A 21,026-nucleotide genomic window follows, 5' to 3' on the forward strand; every position below is an offset into this window, starting at 1 on the left:
CACTTATTTCGATAAGACGAATGAGCTAAGTCCTTCGACACGAACCGTACCTGATACTTTACGGATTGCTTTGGTTCCTGCTTGTTTACCGTCTACAAGCAACTTCCATTTCCCTGTCGGTAACTTCATATCGACTGCTGTCCGATTCGCATTATGAATGACGTAGAGATCATCCTTTTGTTGTGGCGCAGCATCATCTAATCGATAAGCGATGACTTGTGCCGGTGCTGTTTCAAACGTCAGGTAACGACGAATGTCTTTTGCTGTTGCTAAATGAAGTACTGGATTCTTTTTACGTAACTCGATCAATCCTGTCATATAATCAACGTCTTGTTGACGGTCCATCTTCCGTTTCCAGTCGAGCTGGTTGACAGAATCCGGTGATTTATACGAGTTATGGTCTCCGCCCTTCGTCCGCATGAAGTCCTGCCCTGCATGGATGAACGTCGTTCCTTGTGACGTCAACAAGATACTTGAAGCCAAACGATGCATCTTTGTCTTCGTTGCGTCATTGTCTTGTGGATTCGTCAGGTTTAACTTATCCCAAAGCGTATGGTTATCATGTGCTTCAACGTAAGTGATGGCTTGATCTGGTTCTTGCGTAAATCCTTGAATCTCTTTGTCATAAGCAATCTCTCCGACGATTCCGCGTTTGATGCGCGTTTCAAGACCGGTTGTTCCGTTAATGAAACCAGCATCTGAATCGATGAAGACGCTACCTTTGAGCGCATCGCGTAGATTGTCATTGAAATGTCCGATTCCTGGCATTTGTTTTGTATTCGTTTGGTTGGCCTTCTCTGCATCCGGAAGCGGTGTTCCAAGGCTCCACCCTTCTCCGAATACGAGAATCGACGGATCAATTCGTTTTGTCGCCTGTTTAACAGCATTCATCGTCTTGACGTCGTGAATGCCCATTAAGTCAAAGCGGAATCCGTCCCAGTGGTATTCTTTCGCCCAATATGAGACAGAGTCAACGATCAATTTGTGCATCATTTGACGCTCAGATGCTGTATCGTTTCCGACACCCGTTCCGTTCGCTAAATCGCCGCCTTCTGTATAACGGTAGTAATAACCAGGGACGATTTTATCAAGGTTCGATGCCTTTGCGTCAAACATGTGGTTGTAAACGACATCCATGACAGCACGAAGTCCATTGTCATGTAGTCCTTGAATCATCTGCTTCATTTCTGTGATTCGGACTTTTGGATCATAGGCGTTTGTCGCATACGAACCTTCTGGTGCATTATAGTTCTTCGGATCATAACCCCAGTTGTACGATTTAAGCGGGTTCGTCTCATCGACGGATGCTGTGTTGAAATCATAGACTGGAATGAACTGAACGTGCGTGATGCCAAGTTCCTTCAGATGATCAAGTCCCGTCTTCGTCTTCGTTTTCTTACCATCCTTCGTCAAACGTGTACCTGGCTCGATGACGCCAAGATACTTCCCTTTTTGTTTGATACCTGAATCGTAACCTGAGTTCGTCACATCAAACATCGATAAATCACGGACGTGTGATTCATAGATGATCGCGTCTGTCGCATGGCGAAGTGGCATTTTTCCATTCGTCCAGCGTTTTGGATCCGTCTCGCGTAAGTCGACGACGACACCTTGGTCGCCATTGACGGCGACCGCTGTCGCATACGGATCAACAGCACGCGTCGATTCTTTGGCGTGTTTGACTTCGTATGTGTATCCGACACCGTCAAGATCGCCCTTGACTGTTACTTGATACACACCACGATCCGTTCGTTCCATCTTGATTTCGCGCGTGATATCTTTTGTCGTAGCAGCTTCTTGTTTTGGTAAGCGATACAATTCGAGCTCGACGGCTTGTGCTGTCGGTGCCCAGACTTTAAACGTCGTCTTCGATTTTTGATAGTCGACACCGAGTTTTCCATCGTAGGCATACTTTTGGTCGAATGCTTTCGAACGGAGCACTTTACCTGCTTCAAGAATTGCTTCTCCAAAAACAGGATGAGATGCTCGGACGACTTTTGCTAAATCGATATCTGAAGTGACTTCGACTTTTACCGTTTTGGCATCGATTGCTGACACGACTGGATTCGTCACGCCTTCAAACGTAAATGCCTTTAAGTCTTCTTCCGTCAGCGGTGCATTCGTTTTTAATGTCATCGTCCGGAAGTCATCTGCTAAAAAGCTTGTGATTTTCGGTGTGCGATCAATTTCCGGTTTGCTGTAGTATACCGTCTGATCCCCTTCAATCAACCAGATGTCTTTCGCGCCTGCATAAAAGAAACGATCAGCTCCGTCTTTTTCCGACCAACCCTCAAGATGAGGAATGACGCCTGCAAGACGTGCTTTCGTTGGGTTATCGAGCGTTACCTTGGCAATGGCACCGAACTCATCCTGCTGATCGAACTCGAAACGCTTGCCATCTTGCTCTTCCGGCCAAGACCAGACACCGTACTTGTCGTAATCATTGTCATACCGGTAATAGTGGATGTTCGTATCAATTTTTTCGACATCTGCTCCATTGCTTGGATTGACTGTCGAGATGTCCTTGCTTCCCGACTCGATCCAAATTTCAGCAACACCATTTTTAATCATTTCTTTCGTAATGAAGCGATCATTCTCAGATCCCCCATCCTTGTTCCAATTGTCATCTCGAACGATGAAGCCGATTTTTTCCGGTTGATCAACTGGAAATTCATAAGCTGCGATTTTTCCGTAAGCATCCTCACCGTTAAAAGCGTGGGCTTTATTCGGAAAATAATCCGGCCCATTTGCCCATAACCATAGATTCCAATCTTTTGTGGCATTCGGGTCTTCCTTGTAGTGAATGATGACCAATGTCGACTTCCCTTTTTCCAGTGCTTGACCGGATAAAGAGAGTCCACTAAATATCAGTGCAAACGTTAGCGCAACGATACAAACGGATCTCATGCGTTTCATACGGTAGTCATCTCCTTTTGGTATGTAATCGTTTTCATTTTGCATCCGTTTACAAGTCCTGTCAAAGCCTATTTCATCGATTTGATCGAAAATAAGACTTTTGAACCAAGCACTTTTTTCAAAAAGAATGATGCGTTACTTAAGAGAAAGACAGGAAAAAGCGCCTCCACAATCATTTGCTAGAGACGCTCAACCTTGTTTATTTGATGGTAATACTAATTATGACTTACGATCGCGCGAGAAGTTTAGCGATCGTCTGCTTCGTCTGTTCCATTGATTCGTCCGATGCAAAGAAATACCAGACACCATCACTTGCGATATATCCTTCTCCCTCGATTTTCAGCGGCTTCAATTGTTCGAACCCACGCTGATTCTCCTGCGCTAGCTGCGCTGCGACATCCAGTCCGATATTCGTTGTAAAGTTGTTTTTCATGACATCCGTGATCTTTTCGAGTTGCGTCAACAACTGTGGTCCAGCAAGCTTCATTCCGACTGCTTCTAGCACTTGACGCTGACGAATTTGTCGACCCATATCGCCGAGTGGATCTTGCTTTCGCATCCGAGCGTAACCACTCGCTTCAAGACCCGTCAGATGAATTTTCCCTTTCTCATACTCCTTTTGAAGACGACGGTCGTTCCAACTGAAGGCAGATGGATTGTCGACCGTGACACCCCCAACAGCATCGACCAACTCAATCAATCCATCCATGTTGATCTTCGCATAATAAGGAATATCGGTCTCAAACGTCTGCTCCACCGTTTCGACTGTCTCTTTCACACCCCCATAGGCATAGGTATGATTAATTTTAGTCTTTTCGCCAGACGGAACGGTTACCTGCATATCTCTTGGAATGGACAGGGAAGTCGCTTGTCTTGTTTTTGGATTGAATGAAAGAAGCATGATGGCATCGGCACGTCCCTTATCATTTTTCCGTTCATCCACGCCAAGTAACAAGACATTGACCGGCTTCATCGATTCGAGTGGCTTCGGCCGCTCTCCATCTAACGGTGTTAAAAACGCGTCTGCCGTTTGCTTCACTTTTAAAAAAGCTAAACCAGCTGATGTACTAGCAATCAGAACGAACCCTAGTAGGAGCGCACTCAATACGCGCCAAACAAGGCGTGGTTTTCTTTTCGCCATTCGGGATCTCATATCATGAACTCCTTCATAGTGTGTTTTCATACGTCTTCATCAATCCAGCAATGTTCGAGTTATGCAGGAACAACACGGAGTCGACTTGTTTTTGTTTAGCGAACTGCGAGACGTCGAATGATTTTGGCACATAACGAACGTCGACGACTTCCAGATTGGCACTTTTAGCAAGGAACGGTAAGACAGGATTCGCGAATGAATCCTTTAAGACGAGAATCGTTGGTCGATCATTCTTCGTTTGCTCTTTCATCGACATGATGCCGTGATTCCCGCGCAAGAATACTTCATACCGATCGACGTAATCTCCCTCCTGCTGAACGAAGGATTCATCAATGATTGGACGATCGCATGCCCCGTCGTAACAGACATCGATCCCTTTAAAGAATGCTGGTCCATAATAAGCTAACTGATCACCGGACGTCGCGTACGCAAGCGTCGTCTTTCGCGCTAATGAACCATAGTAGGTATGCTCATCCTCTTTACGATCTGCTTTTGATGGTGTGACCGGTTGCAATCCCATCCCCTTCGTAATCGTCTGGTATGCTGACGCTGCTCCGTCGATATTCCAGTGATGGTCCGTCTTGAAGTAGTCCGTTAGTTTTAATTGATCAAGTGACAAATTCGTCATCCCCGCAGCCTTGAAGTCACGAATCATTCCTGCGTAACGTGTCCGTGCATTCGAAGCAACATACGATGGGATCAACTGATCGCGTTCAGCAATGACCGTCTTCGATGGAGCTAGCGCCATATAGACGGGTCGATCGACTTCTTGCACGAATTGCTGAAACGCGTTTGGAATCTGGACTTGAGTCGAGGCACTCGGTTCGATCATATAGCCATTTTTAGCTGTATAGATTCCATTACGAAAAGGCTGTCTGAAGACATCCTTCGATAGTAGCGCCTGCATCTCAACGAACGTCCCTCGCAAAAGTAGTTGGTCCGTGAAATACGTCTCCATCTTCAGCATGTCTTTTCCAGTCGCGATTCCTTCGATCGTCGGATCGACCGATTGTGCGAGTGTACGATTTTCTAGCTGAGAACGCACACGGTCTTCTCGGACGATCGTACCAATACCAATCGTTAACAAGATGAGTAAAAAACTGATCGTCGTCACCCACATCATGATCCGTTCAAAAGAAGTCGTCCGTTTTTGTCCCTGCTTATTTTCTGTTTCAAGTGGCTGTGCCATCAGTAGACCTCCTTTTTAGAAGCGGAAATAGATGAATGGATTAAACGTACTTGCAACAAGTGCTGATGTCGCCAAAAATAGTAGCAACATCGCATATCCATACTGCATCGTCGTACCAATTCTTCCGAGTGACACAACTAATCGCTCTCCGATGATTTTCGGAATCGGTGTCGCTGCGATGCACGCGACAAGCAGTAGAACACCATTTTGGACAAGCTGGTAGCTCGCGCGTTCATCCCAGATCACATCTGGTACGAACATCGCTTGAATGTACGTAACGGCTTCCGGGAACGTCTCTGAACGGAAGAATACCCAACCGACCAACACGAGTACGAGTGTCCAAACGGTTGAGAAGACTGGCGTTTTCTCCAACCATTTCCCGAGAAATGCTTTCTCGAGCATGATCCAGATTCCGTAATACGCTCCCCACGCGACAAACGTCCAACTAGCACCATGCCAAAGACCTGTCAGCATCCAGACAATTGCTAAGTTGCGATACTGTAACCACGGTGAGACACGATTTCCACCAAGCGGGATGTAGACATAATCCCGAAACCATGATCCAAGCGAAATATGCCATCGACGCCAAAATTCAGAAACAGACTTTGAAATGTAGGGATAGTTAAAATTCTCAAGAAAATGAAATCCGAACATCAAAGCTAGTCCAATCGCCATATCACTGTATCCCGAAAAATCGAAATAGATTTGTAAGGCGTAGGCGATGATGCCGATCCAAGCAAGCCCCATCGAAAGATCTTTCATATTGAAGATGGCATCCGCGACCTGACCACATCCATTGGCAAGAATCAGTTTTTTAGCTAAGCCGATCGTAAACCGACGAACCCCTCGGGCAAAATCGGAAACCGTCTCTTCTCGTGACTCGATTTGGCTCGCAATCGTGTTATAGCGAACGATCGGACCCGCGACGAGTTGGGGAAAGAACGCGATATAAAGGGCGAGGTCAAGCGGATTCTTTTGCACCGCTTCCTTCCCTTTGTAGATGTCGATGACATAACTCATCGCATGAAACGTATAGAACGAGATTCCGAGTGGCAAGACGACTTCTGGTACGAACCATCCTAATCCGAATGTCTCGTTGACTGAACGAACAAAAAATCCGCTGTACTTGAACCAGCCGAGTAACCCCAGATTGACTGCGATCATACTGAACATGATCCATTTGACGCCGATTCGGTGTCGATACAGATCGACGAACAAGGCGAAGAAGTAGTTGATCGTGACACTCAGTAGCATCAGCAACGCAAAACGTGGTTCTCCGAATGCATAAAAGAATAGACTCGTCACTAATAACCAGCCATTTCGGAAGCTGCGTGGGAGTAGGTAATAGACGATCAACACAGTCGGTAAGAACAGAAATAAGAATATCGTCGAACTAAATAGCATACGTCGCTTCCTCCCCTGCCGTGACATGTTGCACAATCTGAATGTCCCGGAGATGGACCCGGAAGCTCCCCTCTTGCAAGAACTTCCATGCCACCTTGAAATACTTCGCTCCCGGTACTCGTTTCATCTGTACATGAACGACTGTCTCATTCGTCAATGTGACGGTTTCCGTTTCGGATCCCATCCGTTTTTTCTGTCCATACTGCATCTTGAATAACTGAACGACACATGGTGCATCGACTTCGAAATGACAGGTCACCTCGATGAGATCTCCTGTAATCGTGGCGTCTGACCGGTATAACTTTGAAGGAGGATGTTGAAATCCTTGATCAAACAACTGAATGTACAATTTGTCGTCTGCCGTCGCTTCTTGAAAATCAAAATAGACACCATCTGTAGCATCCTCAAGCAAGATTTTTTCCTGCGTTCCGAATGGAAAGAATTGATAAATCGCTGGAGGAATACGTTGACTCATACAGGTACCTCACTCATGATGGCATCGACGATTCGCTCCGCCGCTTGTCCATCGCCATAAGGATTCGCCGCTTGTGCCATCGATTGGTAGAACACCTGATCCGTTAACAATTGATGACTCATCGTATAAATCATCTCTGGATTCGTCCCGACGAGCTTCAACGTTCCAGCTTCGACCCCTTCTGGACGCTCTGTCGTCTCCCGTAAGACAAGGACAGGCACGCCGAGCGAAGGTGCTTCCTCTTGAATCCCACCTGAGTCGGTCAGAATGAAGGATGCCCGAGCCGCAAGATTATGGAAGTCAAAGACATCAAGCGGTTCGATCAATTGAATCCGCGGATGATGCTCCAAGCGAGCTGCCGCTTCTAGTACGACCGGATTCGGATGAACCGGATAGACGATTTCGATTTCTGGATGATCATTTGCTAATCGTTCAATCGCCTCAAAAATCGTTGCCAGTTGTAAATGATTCTCACGGCGATGAACGGTCAGCAAGACAAGTTTTCGTCCCGACTTCTCTAGGCGCGATAGGACAGGATGCGTATATGTCGGTGATACAGTCGTCTTCAACGCATCGATGACCGTATTACCGGTTACGATGATCGGTGTCTGCTTGTTCTCAGCACGTAAGTTCATTGCAGCCTGTTCAGTCGGTGCAAAATGATAATCCGCCAACACACCTGTCAATTGACGATTCATCTCTTCTGGGAACGGCGCATACTTTTCATATGTCCGTAGTCCTGCTTCCACATGACCGACTGGAATCTGTTGATAGAACGCCGCTAAAGAAGCAGCGAACGTCGTCGTCGTATCCCCATGGACAAGGACGAGATCCGGCTGTTCCTTTTCGAGGACGCGACGCATCGCGTTTAAAATACGCGCCGTCATTTCCTCTAACGTCTGACGCGGACGCATCAAATCCAAGTCATGGTCCGGAGTGATTTCGAACAGTTCAAGGACCTGATCGAGCATCTCTCGGTGTTGTGCTGTAACGACGACGATTGGTTCGACGTCCTGACGATTTTCAAGTGCTTTGACGACCGGCGCCATTTTGATCGCCTCTGGTCGTGTTCCGAATACAAGCATGACACGTTTCATTTACTTCATCCCCTATCTCATTTCATGACGATTGTTCAATCGTCTCGCCCATCATCTGCTGATCCACGGAACCGATCCGTTCCGTTCGTTTCTTAGCTACGTAATGGGAGGCTTGCTTTTTTGATAACTGTTTGTACCAATATAGATATTTATTGTATTCAGCCAACGTTTCGTTCGTCGGACCAAATAGACGTACTTCCCCGTATTCCAACCAAAGGATTTTTGTACAGAAACTCTTTACCTGGCTGAGCGAATGACTGACGAAAAAAATCGTTTTCCCTTGATCGCGGAATTCACGCATCTTATCGAGGCACTTTTCGGTAAACGTTTGGTCTCCGACTGAGAGTGCTTCGTCGATGATCAAGATATCTGGATTAATATGAATCGAGATCGCAAAACCAATTCGAGCTCGCATGCCGCTCGAATATGTCTTGACCGGCTGATCGATGAACTCCCCAATATCAGCGAACTCTAAAATTTCTGGAGTAATCGTCTCGATTTGGCGTTTCGTCAAGCCCATCATCAGCCCTTTTAATTCAATGTTATCTCGCCCTGTCAGTTGACTATTCAATCCACTAGAGATGGCAATCAAGGCTGACTTCCCACCCAATGTGACCCGACCGTACGTCGGTGGTGTCACGTTAGCAAGCAGATGCGATAGTGTCGATTTCCCACTTCCGTTGATGCCAACGACACCGACGATTTCTCCCTCTTCCACAGAAAAGGAGACGTTCTTCAGAGCATAGAACGATTTTCCATTCACCTTACCGAACAACACTTCTTTTAGCTTGTCGATCGGTCGGGCATAGAGCATGTACCGTTTCGATACATTCTCAAACACGACATGACCCATCGTTCTCCCTCCTATACGTAATCGATGAAATAGCGTCGGAATCGAATGTGAATCGATGCTCCAACAAGTAAGATTGCGAGCGTCATACACCAGAAGTACACGCCGTACCACATATGATCGAGCAGATAACCCGTTCCGATGAGTGCGGACCGATATCCCTCAATCAAATAAACGAGCGGGTTTAGCATCAACAACATCTTGAATAACGAGTGATCTGGCGGAATCCACATGATTGGCGTTAAATACATCAGCATGCGGATCGCAGATGTCACCATGTTTTGTACATCTCGAATCATCGTCGCAAGTGCGGATAACAATAAGGAGACCGCATATAGGAATACGACGCCTGCCGGTACGATATAAAGGAGTTCAAGCGTATGCCATCCCGGGAAGTAACCGAAGGCACACCCTAAAATGATCGTCAAAGCAATCATCGCGAGATGACGGTAGAATTGTGCCAAAATGACATACGCTGGAATCGTACTTAGTGGAAAGTGCATCTTCGAGACGAGGGCAACCCGACCATAAATCGACCGGGAACCACTTGGAATCGTACTGCCGATGAAGAACCAAGCAATCAATCCGCTGACGAGCCAAAAGACGAATGGAATTCCATCGACTGGATGCCCACCACGAATCCCGAAGCCGAATACGACCCAGTAGACACCGATTTGGAGAAGTGGCGTCATGATCTCCCAAAACCAACCCAGGTATTGCATGCTATATTGACTCTTTGTTTCATAAAGCGAGAGTCGAAAGATCAGATACAGATGATCCTTCAACTCTCCCCCAATCGTTCGTAACGCGTTCATATCGCTTTCGCATCCACTTCCGTCACGCGGTGCGTATGCAAATTACCGAAGTTCAGGACTTTGACAGCGTCGAGCGCTTTGACGATCCCTTTCGTATCAAAGAGTAACGGTGTCCGCATGTAGTTTGCGAGACGACGTGAATCGAATTGTTTGAATTCATCGTGGTCGACTAAGACAAGCGCTAGATCGGCGCCTTGAATCGCCTCCAGCTCATCGACGAGTTCGAAACGTGTCGAAATCGAGCGTTCGACGTGCGGATCACAGACAGCGACGTCAAGTCCACGGTCGAGTAATTGTTCAATGACTTCGACAGCTGGACTCTCGCGCATGTCGTCGACGTTTCCTTTATACGTGACACCAAAGACGGCGATTTTTGGACGGACACGCGAACCGACGAGACGAGCTGCTTGTTCGGCAACGAATTGTGGCATCTGAACGTTCGTTTGTCGTGCCGTATGAATGATGCGAGCAAGCGATGGGGCTTTTGCGACGATGAAGTACGGATCGACTGCGAGACAGTGACCACCCACTCCCGGTCCCGGATGATGCAAGTTCACCCGTGGGTGCATGTTCGCCATCTCAATCACATCTAAGACGTTGATCTCTAGCTGATGACATACTTGCGTCAATTCATTTGCGAGAGCAATGTTGACATCGCGGAACGTATTCTCCATCAACTTCGACATTTCGGCTGTCTTCGCATCTGTCCGGACGATTTCACCTTGAACGAATGTTTCGTAAACGGCAGCACCTGCCTCCGCACACGCTGGCGTCAACCCACCAACGATTCGGTTATTATGGATAAGTTCATGTAAGATTTGTCCTGGCAAGACACGCTCGGGACAATGGACGACATAAATGTCCTCACCAATCGTAAAGCCGGCTTCTTCAATCAATGGACGAACATGGTCATCCATCGTACGTGGTGCAATCGTCGATTCGACGATAACGACATTTCCTTTTTCAAGGAAGGGCAGCATATTGTTAACCGCTGAAATAACATATTTCAAATCACATGATTTATACGTATCGTTTAAGTTAGGAGTTGGAACGGCGATTAAGAAGACATCGGCTCGTTCTGGCGTAAGTGTCGCTCGGAATTTTCCGTTCGCGACGACCCGTTTGATGACATCCTCGAGTCCTGGTTCTTCAATATGAATCGTTCCCGTGTTCAGAAGATTGACGATTTGTGGATCGATGTCGACACCTACGACTTCCGTGCCATGATCCGCGAACATCGCAGAAGAAGGTAATCCAATATATCCTAGTCCGATTGTGCAAAGTTTCATTTTGTCATTCCTCCATCGAGTTAGTCATACTAGCCAACGAACGATCTGTGGCTTGGCTGTAACTAGACCATAACGACATTTCCTTTGCTTTCCAATGCTTCTAACCATCTCTTAAACCATTCTTCACAGACCTTACATTTCCAGTGTTTTCTATCGTTTTTGTAAATCTTATGAAGCTTTCGCGAATCCTTCGTGTCTATTCGAATGAAACAAAACGACTCGTCAGGAATCCGCCTTCATTGCACGTGGATTTCTCTTCGAGTCGTTGACTATTTTTCTTATTTTGCGCCAGATTCCATGAAAATCGAGTCATAGACAGCAAGAAGTCGACCTTTTTCTTGCTCCCAGTTGTATTGTCTCCTTGCTACGCTTGCTCGTTCCTGCATCGCCCGTCGCAAGTTCTCATCCTTCACTAGACGATTGACCGCCTCGGCGATACTCTGCGGTGATTCGACATCGACGATTAATCCAACTCCTTCTGTTTCGACGACACGACGGATTTCTGGTAAGTCGGCCGCGATGACAGGAATCAACGCCGCCATGTATTCGAATAGTTTATTCGAAGAAGCGGAATAATGATTGAAGCAAACGTTCTGGAGGACTTGAAAGCCGACCGTCGCCGCTGCCGTGTAACTGGGTAGTTCAGCAAGCGGAACCTTATCAATGAAGCGGATACGAGACTTTTCCGATGATTGCGTGGCCAGTTGCATCAGTTTCCCTTTTAACTTTCCATCTCCAACGAAAATAAGTGTTCCTCGATCGATGAACGGCATCGCTTCAATGAGTCGCTCCAGTCCACGTCCTTCCTGGATCCCGCCTTGATACAACAAAATCGGCTCGTCTGGTGCGAGTGCTAACTCTTCGCGTAACGGTCGCGGTTGCGGAATAATCGGTTCGTAAAACGGATAATTGTGCAAGACGGATGGTCGGGTTCCATATAATTTTTGATGATAATCTGCACGCGTGTCATTTTCAACGATTGTCTGGTCGACGAATCGAAGCAACCAGCGTTCTAATTTCCCTTGCATGCTTCCGTATCCTGTCCGATCGGTCTGGACTTCATGCGAGTCATAGACGATTTGTGCACCACGCGCCGCCCCAATCGCTTGTGGTAACGTATTGACATCGTTCGCATGCATGACGTCATAATCACGCTTCCGGGCAGTACGTGTCATACGAAGAATGCCGAAACTGTTATATAGGGCGTAACGGATGAATCGACTTCGCATGAGTAAAAAGAGCACGAGCATCACGGGAATGAGCCATGGCGCAAGAAGCGCACCTATCACGCCGATGACAAGGGTCCGTTTTTTCCGTTTGCGAAAGAACGAGAGCCACCTCGCAAAAGGTGGCGTCCGGTCGATTCGAATGACGCGAAACCCTGACATCGGGTATTCGACTTCTGGAAGTGTGCCGTCATTGAGACAGTATAGGTCCACGCGGTGTCCTGCTTCGACGAGTGCCGTACATTCACGCAAGACACGAGCGTCATTCGTAAAAGGATTCCAGACAAACATTCCAATACGCTTCATTCTGCGACCGCCTTTCGTGACTGCGTTTGTTCGATGGCTTCAAACAATCGCTGTTGATTTTGTTCCCAATCAAAATGATGTTGGACGTAATCCACACCCGCCCGTCCCATCGCTGCACGTTTCTCTGGATTTCGTGATAACTCGAGAATATGATCGACAATCTCCTCTTTTTTCCGCTGGACAGACACGTAACCCGCTCCTGCCTCTTCGATGACATGCGCCGCGTGTCCGGATACCGCACCGACGATGGCACACCCCATCGCCATGTAGTCGATGATTTTGCCTGGTGTCACTGTATCGAATGCCGTACTTTCAACAAGTGTCGCAAAGGCAATATCACTTTTTGCGAGCTGTTTCAACGCATCCCAGCGCGGCATCGCGTCAAGAAACTCGATGTTCGTCAATCCCCGTTCCTTGACGAGTCGTTCGAACGTTTGCTTGTGATAACCATAACCGACGACTTGAAAACATATATCCTGCTCTTGTTGAAGTTCCTGTGCGACGTCAAGTAACAAGAACACATCTTGTGCGAGACCGATATTTCCTGTATACACGACGCGGACTTGTTCCGATACTTTTCGGCGTTTGATCAACCACTCATTTTCCTCGATGGAGTTCGGGATGTAATGAATTTTTTCCGGTGCAATGCCCCGCCCTTCAATATACGATCGAAACCCCTCACTGTTGATGACCAATTGATCTGCCTGACGATACATCCACTTTTCAAGCCAGTAGAGCGGAGTCAATAAGAGACGCGATTTCGTGATTCCGACGCCAATCAACGATTCCGGCCATAAATCACGTACATCGAGAATCAAAGGAGCCTTTTTGACATGTTTCGCGACGACCCCGACGAGTCCCATGAAGATGGATGGCGTCGTCGCATAGATGTAGGCATAGGATTTCGGGTCTTGTCGCACCTCTTTTACCGCGAGCACGAATTGTTCCACGAATAAACGAAGACGCCGCCATAAATTATTCGTCGCCCGGACGTCACGCGGTTGGATACGGGTCACATGTGCCGTATCGAGACTCGGTTCATCCCAGAACATTGAGTCCGTATAAAGTTCTGCCGTCGGATAGAGCGGTTCTGACGTCAACACATGGACGTCACTTCCCGCTTGTTCCATCCGCTTGAAGATATTCTTCATTCGGTTTGCCGCACTCCCGATTTCCGGATAGAAATTTTGACAAATCATCAAGACGTTCATCGACGACTCCGGCGCTGCTTGAGTTGACGTCGGAACTTCCAGTAGCGGACGACGATTTTTCCAAGCTTTGATCGCGCGAGTGAGCGGTATTTTGATTTCCATGATGCATTCGCCTCCAGCAATTCCAGATTTGTCACCAATGATCCTTCGAATCGATCAAGCAGTGCGGCATATTGTTCTTCGAGCATCTTGTATTGTTCACGCTGTTCCTGTAGTTGCTGTTCATGGCGTAGCAATTCGACTTGAGCGTGTTCCAATTGGTCCGTTTGTTCCCCTAACCGCTGAACTTTTCGTTCTAGATTCTGTTGCTTGCGTTTTAAATCAATGATCGTTGCGAGATGCAATCGTTCCACCTCTTCAAAGGCGTCTTCAAGCCATTCGACTTCCGCCGGTAGAATCGATCGACCGGATCGAGGTTCCGGATAGACTTGAATCGTGATCCCAAGCCACTTGTCAATCCGCTCGATCGTCTCGATCTTACCGAAGGGTGTCAACTGTTCAAGCAGTCGGTTTAAATAATACGTCCGCTTGTGATCCGCATAATCGTTCACTCCAAATGGGACTGTGATGACGAGTCGTCCTTCTGGTGCGATGAACGAGACGGCACGGGCGATAAAGCGCTCTGGCTCCCCGATATGTTCCAGTACTTCCGTCATCAAGACTGTATCGAATTGAATGTCAGGTGTGTACGTCATGACATTTGCTTCATGTAATTCCACTTTTTCTTTTACGGATGCCGGTTCTTCAAGTAACGCTTGTTTGGCCTCGATGATCGCTTCTGGTAACACATCGATCCCGATGACATGTTTCCCTTCGCGTCCGAGCAAAATCGGGACGACTCCACCCGAACAACCAATATCTAAAATGTGCTCTCCTTTTGCTTGTCGAACGATCCAGTGAACACGCGCGCGGACTTTTTTACCGAATCCACCGCCTAACTGATCGTAGTAGGCAGCTCGGATTTGATCCTTGGGGCGTGCTGTTTTCATCGATGCCGTCATTTTTGCACCTCCTCGAGTAGTAAGTGTTGAAGTCGATCCGTCTCCTGTCGATCTGCAAGCTCCATGAATCGACGAATCAACGGGTTCGTCAACGTGATTGGTTCATAGAATCCGATGATCGTGCGTAGTAATGCGACACTCGGTGCAAAGTCCTTATCACTGCAGTAGCGTAACTTGACAAGATACCAATGCTCAAAGAAATGCTCGAATCGAGTTTCCTTGTATTCCTCTAGCACTCCATAACGAGCGAATTTCTCAGCTCGTGCCCGCTCTCGGACGACACTTCGTTCAAAGAACTTCACCGTCAATGCATTCACGGTTGACCCTGCAACGGCTGCGTAATAATAATGGATGACTCGATTGACGAGTAAGACACGGTTCGCGCGAAGCATCAATTCTTGGAAGAACAAGGAGTCCTGACCGACCGCACCGACGACTTGTTCCAATTGATGTTCAAGCAGGAAGGTACGACGGACGACGAGTGCTTGAATGCTTTGTACCGCAAACCGATGTTTCAATAGAAAAGCTTTCGGATCCTCACAAACCGTTCGTCCTTGTTTACGAATCGTTGGCAAGGCGATGATGCTCGTCTTCTCGGCAAGCTTTTTCATATGCCCTGCCACAAAATCAAGTGATGGATCTTTTTCTAGTTCTTGAAGCAAAAAGGCATATCGATCACTGAGTACCTCGTTATCCGGATCAAGGAACGTCACATAGTCAGCTCGTGCCATCTCGACTCCTTTGTTACGCGGACGTGAAGCACTACCGCTTCCGCCTGTCTCGAAGAAATAAGTTCTGACATTTCCATAGCGTCGCGCGAGACGCTCTACGGCTTGACGTGTCGCTATGTCCGTCGATCCATCATCTACGAGTAAAATCTCCGACTCCATGAATCGATCCATCCGCGTTAGACTGGCGAAACATTTATACGTGAGGTGTTTCCCATTGTTATAGATCGGAACGACGACCGACAGTTGCGGGGTCTGATTCGTCGGAACTACCGTCTGCTCGTTCCACTCAAATTGATCGAGCAACAGTGTTTTTCCGTTCAGTTCATCTGCCTGGAACATGTCATATCCGATAGCTGACCGCCAAACGATCGCACCGTTTCGGCTACCGCTCATCTCTTGTACATGATACGGATGCTCGCTTCCCTTTCGGACGATGCTGGCATCGCTATATTTAAAGCCATTCACGAGGTCCTCTAAATAATATTCGCCGTAAGATTCCTCTCCATCCATCCAAGCAACGAGATCCGCTTGATCATAGGTTTGCTCCGTCAACGTATCCGCTGAGACGATTTCGTCTGGTGTGAGACTTTGGCGATCAATCACGTCACGAATAGCTTCCCCGTCCTGAGCGACGACGATGAGTAAGCGATGTTTCCGTGTTTCAGGTACTCGTCCAATGAACGCTAGGATCTGATCCATCCGTTCGAAGACCGTATGCTCCGTCATGACGGCACGAAGTCCTTCTGCCCGTAACCGTTCGATTTCATCCTGTGACGTACGTTCCACGATTGCCGTCGCCTCCTGTGCGTCATGCACAGTGAAGATATTCGGAAACTCGTTGTTGACGGCGATACTGTAATTCGACAAGATCAAATTCCCGAGTGCTTGCGATTCATAAACGCGACGAGCACACATCGTTTTACTGTATTTGATGCTATTCAGGTTCAAGACCCAGTCGTAACATTTACTGACTTGTTGTAAAGCATCGTAAGGAATCGCTGGTGCGACCCGTGATTGATAGCGCTCCGGAAACTGATAGGCTGGTAAGTCGAGATGATAATTCCGGTCCACGATATCGAGTTCGTGCGAGGATTGCATCACCCCATCAAACAACATCTCCGTATCTTTAACACGCTCCGGATATTTCGCCATCCAGCTACCGGCAAATAAAACACCTTTCTTTCGGCTACGTGTCGCTCCGATCGGATTGTGAATCAATGGATTGACACCAAACGGCATCGCCATGATCCGATCATGACCACATAAGACGCGGTATTCAGGAATCATCGCCTCATCTGAAGTCAGGACATAATCGGCAGCTTGCGCCACGTCTTGAAACCGTTCATGATTGCTCGGATCTTCCGTCGATTGAAAGACGACTGGAATTCCTTTGGCTTTGACTTCCTGCATCATCGAAAGCAGTCGTTGGCGTTTCTTTGAATTCGGTGTGGCGACACCTTTCCAATCGTCTCCTCGTAACCCCTTCCATGAGGAAACGACTAAAAAGAGATCAATCTCACGCTCGAAGACTTCTTCGAATGTATGCGCATTGACGTAGTGGAGATGAACGGCATCTTCATAATAGGCATACATGAATTCCGAGCAGACGATTGCCATCTCGATTGGTCGCTTTTCATAGTAACGCGTCGTCGTCCGGACCGGAATCTCCGAGACATCCAATTGATTCAGCAGTGATGCTTGGCTATTTTGTCGATAACGTGTCGTCGTGTTATTAGAAGTTCGAACCGTCGGCAGTCGCAAGACGTCTAACTGACGGAGTTTTTCGAGTGCATCTTTACTTGCGGTCGTCGCGCTCGTAAGCCGTTTTTTCTCTTCGCGGACCCAGTTCAGTTGTTGCATGATTTGTCGTTTCCATTTTTGATCACTCACACGTAAACACCCTTCCTCTTTTCAACTCTTTCTTAGTCTACGGAAGCAGTTCAAAGGCTACTTGAAGGACTTGCAAGGTTTTTGTAAAGACTTAGTGAAGCTTTTTTGGATTTTCCTTACATTCCAGTTCAGTCAACCTGTATTTCCTAGGAAATCGACCAGTTTCGCTTTCTTGTCCGTGGAAGTCATTCACATGTTTTCAAAAACGAATCCTATGCACTCTCATTGTTTTGGATTTAAAAAACGGGGAAACATTACTACGTACTGATAAAAGGAGATGACTGGACATGTTAAACGAAAAAAATCATGATTTACCAGATGAAAAGGCAGACGTTGGTCTTCACCCGGATCCTGATCCAGCTGAGACATCAGATCCCGGAATCAAGCCTGCGGAAACACAGCATCCGGATCCTGATCCAGAAGAGCTCGAGCGCGATCGAAAAAATTCGTGAATCTCACGCCATAGAAAAAGAGGTTGCGGAAATGATTCCGCAACCTCTTTTGGCATGTTCACTTAACTTTTACTAGTAGTTTCCCTGTGTTCGAACCATCGAACAAGCCAAGGAACGCATTTGGTACACGATCGAATCCTTCAAAGATCGTCTCTTCGTATTGCAACTTCCCTTCACTAACCCATTGACCAAGTTGCTCAGCTGCCTCTTTAAAACGTTTTCCATAGTCGCCCACTAAGAAACCTTGCATGCGCGCGCGCGCGATGATTAATTTCGATTGAACACGTGGACCAATGTCCTGTTGTGCGTTATATCCAGAAATGGCACCGCAGACTGGTACCCGCGCGAATGGATTGAGTCGATCAAGGACTGCATCACCAATCTCTCCGCCGACGTTTTCAAAATAGACATCGATCCCGTCTGGACATGTCCGGTCCAATGCCTCTCGGATGTCTTCCGTTTTATAGTTGATGACTTCGTCAAAACCAAGATCTGCTTTTAAGTGTTGTAGCTTTTCGTCACTTCCTGCGATTCCGACGACACGTGCTCCTTTGATTTTAGCGATTTGACCAACGATTGATCCAACAGCCCCTGCTGCTGCCGATACGACGACCGTTTCCCCTGGTTGTGGATTCCCGATATCAAGCAATCCGAAATACGCTGTCATCCCTGTCATTCCGAGAACACCGAGTGCTGTTGAAATAGGTGCGATCTGCTCATCGATTTTACGAACGGTTTTCGCATCGACGACTGCTTTTGTTGCCCAATCGAGCATCCCGACGACGACATCACCAGACTTGAGCCCTTCACTTTTAGACTCGATGACACGCGCTACGACACCTCCGTGAATCGGTTCATCAATCTCAAATGGTTGCGAATAAGAACGCGCATCGTTCATACGACCCCGCATATATGGATCGACCGAGATATAGAGTGACTCCAGTGCGACTTGTCCTTCCTTCAGCTCTGCTAACTCAAATGATTCATAGCGGAATGTTTCCCCTGTTGGTTTTCCGTTTGGTCGTGCTGCTAATACGATACGTTGTTCTGACATGATTCATGACCTCCTCATTCAATGTACTTCTTCACTGTAACAATTCCGTTTCTGAAAGACGAATCCTTTGCTCGTTTGGAATTTTCTAACTTTTTCTTGACGTCCTTATGTTCTTGCCGTAAGATAAAACACAATTCATAACTTTTATACTGTTATGCATAAAAGCGTTACATAAGGAGAGGACTTGTATGGATTCATCTATTTTGCGTCAGCCGCGTCAATTCGCCGTTCATGTTTTAAACGGACTCAGTATCGGAATTCTCGTTGCCCTTATTCCAGGAGCACTACTCGGGGAACTCGCTAAGGCATTATTGCCATACGTATCCGGAGCCCAGCATGTTTTAGATGCCACCACACTCGCGATGCGTCTTTTGCCGATGGTGATTGGTGTTGCCGTAGCCATGCAATTTAAAGTGACTCCGATTGCGACCACGTCGATTGGTCTTGCGACGGTCGTTGGATCAGGCGTTGCAACTCGTGCAGATGCGACCTTCGTTTTCGTCGGCACGGGCGACGTCATCAATGCTGGTCTGACGGCAGCTGTTGCGACAGCAATCGTCTTATTGATCGGTGAGCGTTTCAAGACGTATACGGTACTTGTCATGCCAACGATTTTGATTGTCGGTGCCGGTGGGATCGGTGTGTTAACGTACCCGTTCGTGACACGGATCACGACAGCGATCGGACATGTCATTTCAGACTTTACGGCACTTCAACCTGTCTTGATGGGTATTCTAATTGCGATTACTTTTTCCGTACTGATCGTTTCTCCGCTTTCAACGGTCGGCATTGCGACAGCCATCAGTTTATCCGGTGTTGCCGCCGGAGCTGCGAATCTAGGCGTCTGTGCCGCTGGATTCGGTCTTGCGATTGCCGGGTGGCAAGCCAATTCGCGCGGAACGTCGATTGCTCATTTTCTTGGTTCTCCTAAAATCCAGATGGCGAACTTCATACGTAATCCATTGATGATCCTACCTGTCATGTGTAGTGCTGCTATCCTTGGCGCACTAGCAGGAATGCTCGGCGTCCAAGGTACGCCGTTTAGTGCCGGCTTCGGGATGTCTGGTCTAATCGGTCCGATCAATGCGTTACATCTGATGTCAGGAGGCTGGACATTGTTCAACATGACATTCGTTCTCGGATTATTCATCGTCTTGCCCGTCATTCTTTGTCTGTTGTTCCACCTACTCTTCCGGAGATTCCGTCCATGGATGAGTGCAGAGCCATACCGACTGGATTTTGAGTAAGTTCATCGTTAGCGTTCTTTCATCACAAAAAAAGCCAAGCCGACCGTCTAAAAAATCGACGGATCGAACTTGGCTTTTTGATGCATTTATTTGATCACTGTCAGTAAGTCAAGCGGTGTCTCGATGACATGGTCCGCCGAATCCCACTCGGATTGTGTCCCAAAACCGTACTGGCATAAGACGACCGGCATGTTTTCCTTACGGGCCGCTTCGACATCGGAAGACCGATCCCCAATCATCCAGTATGTTGCTTCCCCAAACTCCTCACGGTGCGCTCGTAAGATATCCGCTTTTTCTTTCCCGTTGACGGATTCTAAGCATTTCGGACTCGTAAAGAATGAACGAATTCTCTGGCTATCCAGCACAAGGTTTAGATAGTGGTTGCCACAATTACTCGCTGTTGAAATGGTATGTCCAGCGGAAACTAGCGCTTCTAATAAAGATCGAATTCCGTCGAACAAGACGTTCTGTTCTGCCATCGTCGCTTCTAGATGACCATGTCTTTTTTTACGAATCAACCGAATATCCTCTTCTGAGGCTTCCGGAATCGCCTTACGCCAAAAGGCACTTCCTGCTAAACCATAGCTTGCTTGTACACTAGCTTGAGAAGGTTTCGGAAGATGCGGCATGTCCTCCATCGCTCGATGGATTGCTTCTGTCATCTGTTCCGTTGAATCAATCAATGTACCGTCAATATCGAATAAGATAATTGCCATGTTC

16 protein-coding genes and 1 pseudogene are annotated in these 21,026 nt (G+C 47.4%); 2 read left to right on the top strand and 15 right to left on the bottom strand.

The window, feature by feature from the left end; genetic code table 11:
- Positions 1-3 precede the first annotated feature (3 nt).
- The 13 genes and pseudogenes from pulA to KNQ06_RS10720 form a co-directional block, all read right to left on the bottom strand.
- Positions 4-2,916 (bottom strand): type I pullulanase, encoded by a 2,913-nt coding sequence (gene pulA, locus KNQ06_RS10660; RefSeq protein WP_214724430.1) that lies wholly within the window; start codon positions 2,914-2,916, stop codon positions 4-6.
- A gap of 226 nt (positions 2,917-3,142) precedes the next feature.
- Positions 3,143-4,057 carry an LCP family protein gene (locus KNQ06_RS10665; protein ID WP_235147623.1) on the bottom strand — a complete coding sequence of 305 codons (915 nt, stop codon included), beginning with the start codon at positions 4,055-4,057 and terminating at the stop codon, positions 3,143-3,145.
- 25 nt (positions 4,058-4,082) lie between these two features.
- The gene (locus KNQ06_RS10670; RefSeq protein ID WP_149426936.1) at positions 4,083-5,258 is read right to left on the bottom strand and encodes a DHHW family protein; all 1,176 of its coding nucleotides are present in this window, start codon (positions 5,256-5,258) and stop codon (positions 4,083-4,085) included.
- Positions 5,259-5,273: 15 nt separating this feature from the next.
- Positions 5,274-6,662, bottom strand: a complete 1,389-nt coding sequence (locus tag KNQ06_RS10675; RefSeq protein WP_064300326.1) for an MBOAT family O-acyltransferase — start codon at positions 6,660-6,662, stop codon at positions 5,274-5,276.
- The gene (locus KNQ06_RS10680) at positions 6,652-7,137 is read right to left on the bottom strand and encodes a hypothetical protein (protein ID WP_149426935.1); all 486 of its coding nucleotides are present in this window, start codon (positions 7,135-7,137) and stop codon (positions 6,652-6,654) included. Before KNQ06_RS10680 ends, KNQ06_RS10675 begins: the two co-directional genes overlap by 11 nt.
- Positions 7,134-8,234, bottom strand: a complete 1,101-nt coding sequence (wecB, locus tag KNQ06_RS10685) for a non-hydrolyzing UDP-N-acetylglucosamine 2-epimerase (protein WP_023467472.1) — start codon at positions 8,232-8,234, stop codon at positions 7,134-7,136. Before wecB ends, KNQ06_RS10680 begins: the two co-directional genes overlap by 4 nt.
- A gap of 112 nt (positions 8,235-8,346) precedes the next feature.
- A pseudogene (gene tagH / locus KNQ06_RS10690) lies at positions 8,347-9,087 on the bottom strand (teichoic acids export ABC transporter ATP-binding subunit TagH); the annotation flags it as partial.
- Between the two features lie 11 nt (positions 9,088-9,098).
- The gene (locus KNQ06_RS10695; protein ID WP_029341022.1) at positions 9,099-9,899 is read right to left on the bottom strand and encodes an ABC transporter permease; all 801 of its coding nucleotides are present in this window, start codon (positions 9,897-9,899) and stop codon (positions 9,099-9,101) included.
- Positions 9,896-11,188 carry a nucleotide sugar dehydrogenase gene (locus KNQ06_RS10700; RefSeq protein WP_214724428.1) on the bottom strand — a complete coding sequence of 431 codons (1,293 nt, stop codon included), beginning with the start codon at positions 11,186-11,188 and terminating at the stop codon, positions 9,896-9,898. The genes KNQ06_RS10695 and KNQ06_RS10700 overlap by 4 nt, the downstream gene beginning before the upstream one ends.
- 278 nt (positions 11,189-11,466) lie before the next feature.
- Positions 11,467-12,720 carry a glycosyltransferase family 4 protein gene (locus tag KNQ06_RS10705; protein ID WP_214724426.1) on the bottom strand — a complete coding sequence of 418 codons (1,254 nt, stop codon included), beginning with the start codon at positions 12,718-12,720 and terminating at the stop codon, positions 11,467-11,469.
- Entirely contained in the window at positions 12,717-14,033 is a 1,317-nt protein-coding gene (locus KNQ06_RS10710) for a glycosyltransferase family 4 protein (protein ID WP_244290101.1), read from the bottom strand. Before KNQ06_RS10710 ends, KNQ06_RS10705 begins: the two co-directional genes overlap by 4 nt.
- Entirely contained in the window at positions 13,928-14,932 is a 1,005-nt protein-coding gene (locus KNQ06_RS10715) for a class I SAM-dependent methyltransferase (protein WP_244290100.1), read from the bottom strand. The genes KNQ06_RS10710 and KNQ06_RS10715 overlap by 106 nt, the downstream gene beginning before the upstream one ends.
- On the bottom strand, positions 14,929-17,553 hold the full coding sequence (locus tag KNQ06_RS10720) for a glycosyltransferase (RefSeq protein ID WP_214724424.1): 2,625 nt from the start codon (positions 17,551-17,553) through the stop codon (positions 14,929-14,931). Before KNQ06_RS10720 ends, KNQ06_RS10715 begins: the two co-directional genes overlap by 4 nt.
- 287 nt (positions 17,554-17,840) lie before the next feature.
- Here KNQ06_RS10720 and KNQ06_RS10725 point away from each other — a divergent pair, with 287 nt between their 5' ends.
- Positions 17,841-18,005: a hypothetical protein gene (locus tag KNQ06_RS10725; protein WP_167507528.1), complete on the top strand. Its 165-nt coding sequence runs from the start codon at positions 17,841-17,843 to the stop codon at positions 18,003-18,005.
- 58 nt (positions 18,006-18,063) lie between these two features.
- On the opposite strand, the gene KNQ06_RS10730 is transcribed toward KNQ06_RS10725, so the two are convergent.
- Positions 18,064-19,059 carry an NADP-dependent oxidoreductase gene (locus KNQ06_RS10730; RefSeq protein WP_215148155.1) on the bottom strand — a complete coding sequence of 332 codons (996 nt, stop codon included), beginning with the start codon at positions 19,057-19,059 and terminating at the stop codon, positions 18,064-18,066.
- A gap of 188 nt (positions 19,060-19,247) precedes the next feature.
- Here KNQ06_RS10730 and KNQ06_RS10735 point away from each other — a divergent pair, with 188 nt between their 5' ends.
- A complete protein-coding gene (locus KNQ06_RS10735; RefSeq protein WP_050678355.1) occupies positions 19,248-20,306 on the top strand; it encodes a PTS sugar transporter subunit IIC in 1,059 nt (352 codons plus the stop codon).
- Between the two features lie 86 nt (positions 20,307-20,392).
- Here the strand turns inward: KNQ06_RS10735 and KNQ06_RS10740 are convergent, their stop codons facing one another.
- The gene (locus KNQ06_RS10740) at positions 20,393-21,022 is read right to left on the bottom strand and encodes an HAD family hydrolase (RefSeq protein WP_214724422.1); all 630 of its coding nucleotides are present in this window, start codon (positions 21,020-21,022) and stop codon (positions 20,393-20,395) included.
- Positions 21,023-21,026: the final 4 nt, after the last annotated feature.

This window comes from Exiguobacterium sp. s91 (assembly GCF_018618915.1).
GTDB classification, from domain to species: domain Bacteria; phylum Bacillota; class Bacilli; order Exiguobacteriales; family Exiguobacteriaceae; genus Exiguobacterium_A; species Exiguobacterium_A abrahamii.

Excerpts from the sequence above, each read along its gene's own strand:
- KNQ06_RS10700 (WP_214724428.1), bottom strand. The coding sequence starts at position 11,188 with ATGAAACTTTGCACAATCGGACTAGGATATATTGGATTACCTTCTTCT.
- pulA (WP_214724430.1), bottom strand. The coding sequence starts at position 2,916 with ATGAAACGCATGAGATCCGTTTGTATCGTTGCGCTAACGTTTGCACTG.
- KNQ06_RS10735 (WP_050678355.1), top strand. The coding sequence starts at position 19,248 with ATGGATTCATCTATTTTGCGTCAGCCGCGTCAATTCGCCGTTCATGTT.
- KNQ06_RS10740 (WP_214724422.1), bottom strand. The coding sequence starts at position 21,022 with ATGGCAATTATCTTATTCGATATTGACGGTACATTGATTGATTCAACG.
- KNQ06_RS10710 (WP_244290101.1), bottom strand. The coding sequence starts at position 14,033 with ATGGAAATCAAAATACCGCTCACTCGCGCGATCAAAGCTTGGAAAAAT.
- KNQ06_RS10675 (WP_064300326.1), bottom strand. The coding sequence starts at position 6,662 with ATGCTATTTAGTTCGACGATATTCTTATTTCTGTTCTTACCGACTGTG.
- KNQ06_RS10670 (WP_149426936.1), bottom strand. The coding sequence starts at position 5,258 with ATGGCACAGCCACTTGAAACAGAAAATAAGCAGGGACAAAAACGGACG.
- KNQ06_RS10665 (WP_235147623.1), bottom strand. The coding sequence starts at position 4,057 with ATGGCGAAAAGAAAACCACGCCTTGTTTGGCGCGTATTGAGTGCGCTC.
- KNQ06_RS10680 (WP_149426935.1), bottom strand. The coding sequence starts at position 7,137 with ATGAGTCAACGTATTCCTCCAGCGATTTATCAATTCTTTCCATTCGGA.
- KNQ06_RS10715 (WP_244290100.1), bottom strand. The coding sequence starts at position 14,932 with ATGACGGCATCGATGAAAACAGCACGCCCCAAGGATCAAATCCGAGCT.
- KNQ06_RS10705 (WP_214724426.1), bottom strand. The coding sequence starts at position 12,720 with ATGAAGCGTATTGGAATGTTTGTCTGGAATCCTTTTACGAATGACGCT.
- KNQ06_RS10695 (WP_029341022.1), bottom strand. The coding sequence starts at position 9,899 with ATGAACGCGTTACGAACGATTGGGGGAGAGTTGAAGGATCATCTGTAT.
- wecB (WP_023467472.1), bottom strand. The coding sequence starts at position 8,234 with ATGAAACGTGTCATGCTTGTATTCGGAACACGACCAGAGGCGATCAAA.
- KNQ06_RS10725 (WP_167507528.1), top strand. The coding sequence starts at position 17,841 with ATGTTAAACGAAAAAAATCATGATTTACCAGATGAAAAGGCAGACGTT.
- KNQ06_RS10730 (WP_215148155.1), bottom strand. The coding sequence starts at position 19,059 with ATGTCAGAACAACGTATCGTATTAGCAGCACGACCAAACGGAAAACCA.